The organism is Actinoplanes sp. NPDC024001, from assembly GCF_040638955.1.
Classification (GTDB): Bacteria; Actinomycetota; Actinomycetes; order Mycobacteriales; family Micromonosporaceae; genus Actinoplanes.
The window spans coordinates 1-8,610 of the sequence record NZ_JBEZZB010000276.1 but is presented as its reverse complement, the minus strand read 5'-3'; the positions used below and the strand labels follow the sequence as shown (position 1 = coordinate 8,610).

Genomic DNA, 8,610 nt, shown 5'->3' with positions numbered 1-8,610 from the left:
GCGCGGGCGATCGCCACCCGCTGCCGCTCGCCCCCGGACAGCTCGTGCGGCGCGTGCCGCAGCCGGTGGCCGAGGCCCACCTGCTCGAGGGCCTCGGCGGCCCGGCGGCGCCGCTCCGGGCGGCGGATCCCCAGGTAGAGCAGGCCGTCCGCGACGTTGTCCAGCGCGCTGGTGCCGGCCGCCAGGTGGAACTGCTGGAAGACGAAACCGATCCGGGTGGCCCGCAGCTCCGACAGTCTCCGGTCGTTGAGGCCGGCGACGTCGTGACCGTCGAGGTGGACCGTGCCGGAGCTCGGCCGGTCCAGGGTGCCGAGAATGTTCAGCATCGTGGACTTGCCGGACCCGGACGGTCCGACGATGGCGACCAGTTCGCCCTGCTCCACGGTCAGGCTGACCCGGTCCAGCGCGGTCACCCCACCCGGGTAGGCCTTGCTCACCTCGACCAGTTCGATCATCTCGGCATCCCCACGGTCGTGCCCTCGGCGAGGCCGTCCCCGGTGATCTCGACCCGGCCGTCGGCGAACAGCCCGGTCTTGACCGGCACGTGCCGGGTGGCGTCGCCCTCGATCACCTCCACCGCGAACCCGCCGCCGGCGGCGGCGACCAGGGCGGCCACCGGCACGGTGAGCACCCCCTTGCGCTCGGCGGCGGTGAACGTCACGTCCACCGCGGCCGCGCCGAAGCCGGTCTTCACCGCCATCTGCGCCTCGATCTCGGTGCTCGGCTCGGCGTCCTGCCCGGTGCCCGGCTCGATCACGGTCGCCACCTCGGTGACCGTGCCGGTGGTGCGCTTGCCGTCGGGCAGCGTCACCGACACCGTGGCGCCGACCTTCGCCAGGGCCGCGTCGGAGACCTCCAGGCGCACCGTGACGACCTTCTCGGTGCCGGTCCAGGTGAGCAGGGACTGGCCGGGGCCGACCGCGGCGTCCTCCTCGGCGGTCAGCGAGTCGACCCGGACCGCGCCGGACGCGAACACGACCTGGCCCAGCTCGACCGCACCGGTCTCGGGCAGCCCGGCGTCGTCCTGCCACTGCTCGACGGCCTCGGCGGTGGCGCCGGTGTACTCGTCGTCGACGGTGAACCCGTCGTAGCCGAGCGCCGCCAGGTTCTTCTCCAGCTGGGCGACGTCGCGGCCCTCGTCGCCGGAGGACATCCGCCGGTACGCGGGGGTCGCGCCGTACATCAGCACGGCCGGGTCGTCGTCGATGCGGTAGAGCGGCTTGCCCCGGCCGACCGTGGCGCCGCTGTCCGGCAGCCAGGTGACGATGCCCTGCCTACGGGCGGAGGCGGTGCGCGTCGGCCCGTACCCCAGCTCCCCGTCGGCCTCCACCGACTCGCGCAACGTGCCCTTGGTGATCTCCGCGGTGGCCGGCGGAAGCCGGCCCCCGGTCTCCTGGTCGCTGCCCGCGCCCGGCTGCGCGACCAGCGCGGCCGCCACGCCCGCCGAGGCGACCGCGACCGCCCCGGCGACGATCCTGGTGGTGCGGCTCATTGCGGGCCCTGCATCAGCGAGGCGCACGCCTTCTGGGCGGTCTCGAAGTCCGGGTCCTCGCCCGAGCTCGGGTCCAGCCGGACCATGCCGCCCTCCGGGTCGGGGAACGACGCGACGCCGTTGTCCCGCATGCACTGCGCGTAGGCCCGCATCTGCTCGTCGCGTTTCGGGTCGGGAGCGCCGCCGCCGTTCATCCCGGTCGGCGCCCACTCCCGGCAGGCCTCCATGGCCTGCTGCACTTTCTGCTGATCGGTGCCGGGACCGAACTTCATCGTCATGCCCTTGCCCGGCTCCGGGTCGGGCACGTCGAGGCCGTGCTCGCGCAGGCACTCGGCGAACTTGACGTTGCGGGTGTGCGGATCCAGGCTCGGCGCCGCGGCGGGCTCCTCGCCGCCTCCACCGCCACCGCAACCGCTGAGCGCCAGCAGAATCCCGGCCACCAGAATCGTTCGTCGCATGGGTCTCCCCTTTCGAAGGTGGACCCGATCCAACGGGCCGGGCCGTTTCCGCAGCGTTTGCCGATTCGCTAACGCCGCGGAAACGGCGCGGCTGGCAGCATGGGCGAGATGCGGATCCTGGTGGTGGAGGACGAGCGGATGCTCGCGGACACGATCGCCGAGTGGCTGCGTGAGGAGACCCACGCGGTGGACGTCGCCGGCGACGGGGCGGCCGCGCTGGAACGCGTCGCGGTCAACGACTACGACGTGGTGATCCTGGACCGCGACCTGCCGCGGGTGCACGGCGACGAGGTGTGCCGGCAGATGGTCGCCACCGGCGCCGAGGCCCGGGTGCTGATGCTGACCGCGGCGGCCGAGATCGGCGACCGGGTGGCCGGGCTGTCGCTCGGCGCCGACGACTACCTGACCAAGCCGTTCGCGCTGCCTGAGCTCTCCGCCCGGGTGCTGGCGCTGGGCCGCCGCTCGCGGCCGGGGACGCCGCCGGTGCTGCGCCAGGCCGGGATCACCCTGGACCCGGCCCGGCGTGAGGTGACCCGCGACGGCCGTTACGTCTCGCTCTCCAAGAAGGAGTTCGCGGTGCTGGCCGAGCTGCTGCGGGCCGGCGGCACGGTGGTCTCCGCCGAGACGCTGCTGGAGAAGGCGTGGGACGAGCACGTCGACCCGTTCACCGGCGCGGTCCGGCTGACCATCCTCAAGCTGCGCCGCAAACTCGGCGATCCGCAGGTGATCGAGACCCTGCCCGGCGTCGGGTACCGCATCTCATGAGGCCCACGCTGCGCCTGCGCCTGACCCTGGTCTACGGCAGCATCTTCCTGGTCGCCGGGTTCGTGCTGCTCGCCGTCACCCTGCTGCTGTTCCGCGAGCGCTATCCGACCGGCCCGTTCCCACCGGCCGGCGGCGACCGCGACCGGATGCTCAAGCAGGTGATCGTCAACGGCGACACGGTGCTCACCGGGGACGCGGCCGCCCAGTGGCTGGAGGTCCAGCGGGAGCAGCTGCTCGCCACCGCCACCAGCACGCTGCTCGTGCAGGGCTCGGTGGCGCTGGTGCTGGTCGGCGCGGCCGCGTTCCTGTCCGGCTGGGTGGTCGCCGGCCGGATGCTGGCGCCGCTGCACCGGGTCACCGCGACCGCCCGCCGGATCGCCGCGGCCCCGGCCACCGAGCGGGGCCTGCACCAGCGCATCGACCTGCACGGGCCGGACGACGAGGTGAAGGAGCTCGCCGACACGTTCGACCACATGGTGGAGCGCCTCGAACACGCCTTCGACGGGCAGCGGCGGTTCGTGGCCAACGCGTCGCACGAGCTGCGGACCCCGCTCACCCTGAACCGGGCGCTGGTCGAGCTGGCCATGCACCGGCGGGCCGCCACAGCCGACGTGGTCCGCCTCGGCGAGGACCTGCTGAAGGTCAACACCAGGCACGAGAAGCTGATCGACGGCCTGCTGCTGCTGGCCCGCTCAGACCAGGAACTCGCCGAGCGGCACCCCCTCGACCTGGCTGACGTGGTGACGCACGTGGCCGAGCAGGCGGCCGCCGAGGCGGCCGAGGCCGGCGTCAAGGTCACCACGGTCGCCGGGCCGGCGCCCGCCGCCGGCGACGCCCTGCTGCTGGAGCAACTGGTGCGCAACCTGGTGGAGAACGGCATCCGGCACAACACCGGGCCCGGCGGCTGGGTCCGGGTGGAGAGCGGGCCGGGCCCGTCGGTCACGGTGAGCAATTCCGGTCCCGCCATCCCGGGGTACGAGCTACCGGCGCTGTTCGAACCGTTCCGGCGGCTGACCGGTGACCGCCTCACGTCGGCCAAGGGTTTCGGGCTGGGCCTGTCGATCGTGCGATCCGTGGCCCGCGCCCACGGGGGCGCCGTCAGCGCGCAGCCCCGTCCCGGTGGCGGTCTGGTGGTCACCGTGACGCTACCCCTTGAGTTCGGGCCGGTCATGCACGACGGTTGAGCCGTGCCCACGGCATCCCCGCTGACCTATCCGGGTGCGCTGGCGCTGCTCGGCGTGCACTCCCCGGCGGCGGTCGCGGTCCTGGAACGGATCACCGGCGCCGGGATCCTGCTCGGCGCGGTGATCTTCCCGCCCGCGCTGGGCCTGGTCGACGGCAAGCAGGAGGCCGGCCGGCTGGTGCGGGACCTGCTCGGCTCGGCCGTCGAGCGCCTGCGCGGCACGCACGGGCACAGCCGGCACGAGCTGATCACGGCGGCGCACACCACGGTGGTGCTGTCCACCCTCTTCGACGCGCTGCACGAGGTGATCGGGCCGTCGTACGCGTCGCTGCGGGTGAGCGACCGGGAGAAGCTGCAGCTCGCGACCGCGCCCGGGGAGATCGTGACGCAGGCGGCGTGGGTGGAGCAGCTGGTCTCGGCGGACCTCCCGCTGCCGTCGCCGGCGCGCGGCTTCGAGGAGAACCTGTCGGACCGGCTGGCGCCCCGGATCGCCGAACTCGCCCGTGGCGCGATCGCCTTCTTCGAGGGGTTACGGGCCTGGAACCACCTCGGCCTCGACTCCGCCGACCTGGTGGAGCGCAGCACGGCCCGCTGGCGTGCCGGCTACCGGGACGCGTACCTGCGGCTCGGCGCGGACGTGCCGGAGTTCTTCGTCTGGGCGTCGCTCGGCGAGCACGCGGCCACCCGCGAGGAGCTGCGCAGCACCAACGCGCGGCTGCTCGAAGTGCTGGAGCGCACCTCCGACGCGATGGGCCAGCTGCACGACATCCTGGCCGCCGGCGGATCACCCGGCCGGCCCGGGCGCACGTCGGTCCGCGGCAAACTGGCCCGGTCGGCCGCCGCCGCGCTCGACCAGCCGCTGCTGCGCTCCTCGGCGCTGCCGGCCGGGCTACGGTTCCCCACCGTGGCCGACGGCTTCGTCACACCCCGGTTCCGCAGCGCGACCGCGTCGGCCGCCGCCACCGCCGGGCTGTCGCGGGAGGAGTGGTGGGCCGCCCGGCCGGTCCAGGACGGGCTGGACCGGTTCCTCGCCGCGTACCTCGCGCACCCGGATGCGGCACGCCGGCCGCTGGTGGTGCTCGGTCATCCGGGCGCCGGCAAGTCGCTGCTGACCGAGATCCTGGCGGCCCGGCTGCCCAGCGACAAGTACACCGTCGTCCCGGTGCAGTTGCGCCGGGTCAACGCCGACGACCGGCTGCTGTCCCAGGTCGAGACGGCCCTGCGCGACATCCTCAAGGAGCCGGTGGCCTGGGGCCGGGTGGCCGACGAGAGCGCGGACGTCACCCGCGTCGTGCTGCTGGACGGCCTGGACGAGCTGATCCAGGCGACCGGCACGACCCAGTGCGGATATCTGACCGAGGCGCTGCGCTTCCAGCAGGAGGAGCTGGCGCTGGGCCGCCCGGTCGCGCTGGTGGTCACCTCCCGGACGATCGTCATGGACCGCGCCCGGGTGCCGGAGGGTTCGCTGGTCATCAAGCTGGAGGACTTCTCCGACGGCCAGATCGGCGAGTGGCTCACGGCGTGGAACCGGGCCAACGCGCCGGCCCCGGGTTTCCGCCCGTTGTGCGCCGGCGACGTCACCCGGCACGGCGACCTGGCCCGGCAACCGCTGCTGCTGACGCTGCTCGCGATCTACCACGCCGATCCGTCCGCGGCCCGGCTCGCTGACCGGGAGCTCTCCCCGGCGACGCTGTTCCGGATGCTGCTGGACAACTTCATCCATCGGCAGGTCGCCGACAAGCCGGACCGGCCACCGGCGCCGGAGCGGCTGCCGCTGCTGCTCAGCTCGTCGCGGTGGCGGCTGAGCATCGCGGCGTTCGGCATGTTCAACCGGCAGCGCCAGCACATCAGCGAGGCCGACCTGGAACGTGACCTGGAGGTGTTCCTGGGGCGGGGCGCCGATGCCGGGCGGGCGCACCAGACGGTGGCGGGATTCTTCTTCGTGCACGTGGCGCGGGCGGACGAGCACACCGACCACGCGCGGCGGACTTACGAGTTCCTGCACGCGACGTTCGGCGAGTACCTGATTGCGGAGCGGGTGCTGATCCTGCTCGACGGGTACGCCCGGCGGCTGGCGGAGCACCGGGCCGATCCGTCGTTCCATGAAGCGCCGGATGACAGCCTGTTGCGGGCGATGCTGTCGTATCAGCCGGTCACGCTGCGCAGGCCGATCCTCGGCTTCGCCGAGGGGCAGATCCGGCAGTTCACCCCGGAACGCCGCGACAGCATGGCGGAGGCCGTCCAAACCCTGCTGGCGACGGCCCGGAGCCGCGCTTTCGGCCGCTACCAGCAGTACGAGCCGGTGCCGCCGGACGTGGTGGCGGCGTGTGCGGCCTACACCGCCAACCTGGTGGTGTTGGGGGCCTTGCTGACCGAGGACGGGATGTCGTCGGCGGCGGTGCCCGCGTGGGAGTCGACCGTGCGGCTGTGGCAAGCCGGGCTCAGTGACGAGGCCTGGGACAGTCTGCAGCGAGCGCTTCGGCTGCACGAGTCGCCGCTGCGGATCGTCCACGACGGCTGAGTCAGTCCCACAGCCAGGGACGGGGTGTCTCACCCTTCGCGTAGGCGGCCACGGCCCGGTGCAACAGCTGACCGGTCCGGTCGGGATCGAGAGCGGCCGCCCAAAGGTTCGCGAAGTGCTGTTCGTACCAGCCCACCCGCCGCTCGTCCTCGATCAACGAGTCTCCCATGGTCCAATCGCTGTAGACAGCCGTTCCAGCGACGTGGTCTCGGACCACGGTGAACGGATACTCCCGGAACTCCCGGCTCTCGAACGGCAGGACCCGGATCGTGGCGAGGGGCCGGCGGGCGACTTCCACGAGCCGCCGGAGCTGCCCGGCCATGACCGCGCCGTCGCCCACCTGCCGGTAAAGCACGGCTTCATCGAGCAGCAGGCGCATTTCTGGCGGATCGGGCCGTTTCTCGATCTCCCGCTGGTGGCGAAGCCGTATCGCCACCCGGGTGGCGTTCGAGTCAGGCTCATCCGTGTGCCTGATGGACCTCAGGATGGCTTCGACGTACGCCTGCGTCTGGTACAAGCCGGAGATGACCGTGGAACAGTATTCGTCGATCTCATCGGCCTCCGCCTCCAGTCCGACGAGCTGGAAATGGTGCGGCGACATCAGCGCCCGGTACTCGTGCCACCAACCGCGGCGGCGCGCCGCCTGGGCCAGGCGCAGCAGTTCGCCGGTGGCCGCCGGCCCGAGACTCAGCACCTCGCACAGTGCGTGCAGATCGGACGCCGAGATGCCCACCTCACCGTTCTCGATCCGGGCCAGCTTCGACGGCGACCAGGACAGCAACCGGGCGGCCTCGTTCTGGGTGAGCAGCGCCGACTCTCGAGCCCGGCGCAGGGCGGCGCGCAACAGACGCCCGGACCCGATCGGTCCTACCTCGGCTGCCACATGTCGCAGCCTAGGCAGCCGCCGGCCGCCAGCCCAGTGCCGGCCCCAGATGCGTGGCCATATCGGTGAGGATCTGCACGTAGTCGTCGTGCTCGAAGGTGAACGGCAGCGCGAACGCCACCTCGTCGATCTCCCGGAACGCGGCGTGCTCGTGCAACCGCTCGGCGATCTCCGCCGACGACCCGACGATGTCCGGCGCGAACATCAGCCGGGCCGGCCCCTGCGGCGTGGCGGTCCGCGGCAGCCGCTTCGCCGCATAATCCCGATATCTCGCCGCCTGCCCGGCCGTCGCCGAGTCGGTGGGGATGACGACAAGCCCCTGGGACACCCGCCCGGCCGGGTGACGGTCGCGGAACGCGCGGATGTGCGACAGCTGGATCCGCTCGAAGTCCTCCTCCGGCCCTTCCGCTTTCACCACGCTGCTGGTCAGGAAGTTCATCCCGTGCTCACCGGCCCACTCGGCGGAGCGCAGGCTGCCGCCGCCGTACCACAGGCGCGACGCCAGCCCCGGCGAGTGCGGCTGCACCCGGTCGGAGAACTCCTCGAAGCCGACCGTGCCGCGGAAGGCGGTGACCGGCTCCCCGCGCACGCAGCGCAGCAGCCGCTCCACCCGGGCATAGCTGAAGTCCTCGTCCGTGTCCGGGTAGAGGGCGTCCTTGACGTGCTCGAACTGCATCGGCGGGCCGACACTGACGCCCGGGTTGAGCCGCCCGCCGGAGAGCAGGTCGACGGTGGCCAGGTCCTCGGCCAGGCGTAGCGGGTTCTCCCAGGCGAGCGGGGTGACCGCCGTGCCGAGCTCGATCCGGCTGGTCCGCTGGGTCGCCGCGGCGAGCACCGCGACCGGCGACGAGATGCCGAACTGCAGGTGCCGGTGGCGCAGCCAGGCGCTGTCCAGACCGAGCCGCTCGCCCAGCTCGATGATCTCCAGGGCCGATTCGTGCCCGCGCCGCGGGTCCCTCTCGTCGAACAGCCCGATGGTGAGGAAACCCAGCTTGCGCAGCATGATCGAACCCTATCCCGGGCCTGCCCGCCGCGGCCGGACCCGGCGCTTCGGGGCGCCGGGCATCGATACCACCCGGGACAACCGAAAGATTCTCATATCGGACGTCGCGGGAGCCGCTACCCTGGTCGGGTGCTGAGCGACCCGTACCCCGCACGCCCGCGTTCGCGGACCCGCGCGTACCTGCTGATCCTGACAGTGACCGCGCTCCTGCTGGCACTGGGCGCGGCGGTGGCGCTGGCCCGCGGCAGCGGGCCGGAGAAGCGCAGCGCCGCACCCGCGCCGAACCCGCCGGCCTCCGCCGCCGC

At 72.8% G+C, this 8,610-nt stretch carries 8 protein-coding genes; 3 read left to right on the top strand and 5 right to left on the bottom strand.

Annotated features, from left to right (window positions below; all coding sequences use genetic code 11):
• The 3 genes from AB0F81_RS49120 to AB0F81_RS49110 all read right to left on the bottom strand — a co-directional run.
• On the bottom strand, nucleotides 1-455 hold a 455-nt coding region (locus AB0F81_RS49120), incomplete at its 3' end, for an ATP-binding cassette domain-containing protein (RefSeq protein WP_360210996.1).
• Nucleotides 452-1,492: a peptidoglycan-binding domain-containing protein gene (locus AB0F81_RS49115; protein ID WP_360210994.1), complete on the bottom strand. Its 1,041-nt coding sequence runs from the start codon at nucleotides 1,490-1,492 to the stop codon at nucleotides 452-454. The genes AB0F81_RS49120 and AB0F81_RS49115, both read right to left, overlap by 4 nt.
• The gene (locus AB0F81_RS49110) at nucleotides 1,489-1,950 is read right to left on the bottom strand and encodes a lipoprotein (protein WP_360210992.1); all 462 of its coding nucleotides are present in this window, start codon (nucleotides 1,948-1,950) and stop codon (nucleotides 1,489-1,491) included. Before AB0F81_RS49110 ends, AB0F81_RS49115 begins: the two co-directional genes overlap by 4 nt.
• A gap of 108 nt (nucleotides 1,951-2,058) precedes the next feature.
• Between AB0F81_RS49110 and AB0F81_RS49105 the strand changes: the two genes are divergently transcribed.
• The 3 genes from AB0F81_RS49105 to AB0F81_RS49095 are packed head-to-tail and all read left to right on the top strand — an operon-like array spanning nucleotide 2,059 to nucleotide 6,419.
• The gene (locus AB0F81_RS49105; protein ID WP_360210990.1) at nucleotides 2,059-2,715 is read left to right on the top strand and encodes a response regulator transcription factor; all 657 of its coding nucleotides are present in this window, start codon (nucleotides 2,059-2,061) and stop codon (nucleotides 2,713-2,715) included.
• The gene (locus AB0F81_RS49100) at nucleotides 2,712-3,899 is read left to right on the top strand and encodes a HAMP domain-containing sensor histidine kinase (protein WP_360210988.1); all 1,188 of its coding nucleotides are present in this window, start codon (nucleotides 2,712-2,714) and stop codon (nucleotides 3,897-3,899) included. The genes AB0F81_RS49105 and AB0F81_RS49100 overlap by 4 nt, the downstream gene beginning before the upstream one ends.
• Nucleotides 3,900-3,902: 3 nt before the next feature.
• Complete coding sequence (locus AB0F81_RS49095; protein WP_360210986.1) at nucleotides 3,903-6,419, top strand: hypothetical protein; 2,517 nt, start codon at nucleotides 3,903-3,905, stop codon at nucleotides 6,417-6,419.
• Between the two features lies 1 nt (nucleotide 6,420).
• Here AB0F81_RS49095 and AB0F81_RS49090 read toward each other — a convergent pair whose 3' ends face one another.
• Both AB0F81_RS49090 and AB0F81_RS49085 read right to left on the bottom strand, forming a co-directional pair.
• A complete protein-coding gene (locus AB0F81_RS49090; RefSeq protein WP_360210984.1) occupies nucleotides 6,421-7,302 on the bottom strand; it encodes a helix-turn-helix transcriptional regulator in 882 nt (293 codons plus the stop codon).
• A gap of 10 nt (nucleotides 7,303-7,312) precedes the next feature.
• Nucleotides 7,313-8,305: an LLM class flavin-dependent oxidoreductase gene (locus tag AB0F81_RS49085; protein ID WP_360210982.1), complete on the bottom strand. Its 993-nt coding sequence runs from the start codon at nucleotides 8,303-8,305 to the stop codon at nucleotides 7,313-7,315.
• Between the last annotated feature and the right edge of the window lie 305 nt (nucleotides 8,306-8,610).

Excerpts from the sequence above, each read along its gene's own strand:
- AB0F81_RS49105 (WP_360210990.1), top strand. The coding sequence starts at position 2,059 with ATGCGGATCCTGGTGGTGGAGGACGAGCGGATGCTCGCGGACACGATC.
- AB0F81_RS49100 (WP_360210988.1), top strand. The coding sequence starts at position 2,712 with ATGAGGCCCACGCTGCGCCTGCGCCTGACCCTGGTCTACGGCAGCATC.
- AB0F81_RS49085 (WP_360210982.1), bottom strand. The coding sequence starts at position 8,305 with ATGCTGCGCAAGCTGGGTTTCCTCACCATCGGGCTGTTCGACGAGAGG.
- AB0F81_RS49115 (WP_360210994.1), bottom strand. The coding sequence starts at position 1,492 with ATGAGCCGCACCACCAGGATCGTCGCCGGGGCGGTCGCGGTCGCCTCG.
- AB0F81_RS49110 (WP_360210992.1), bottom strand. The coding sequence starts at position 1,950 with ATGCGACGAACGATTCTGGTGGCCGGGATTCTGCTGGCGCTCAGCGGT.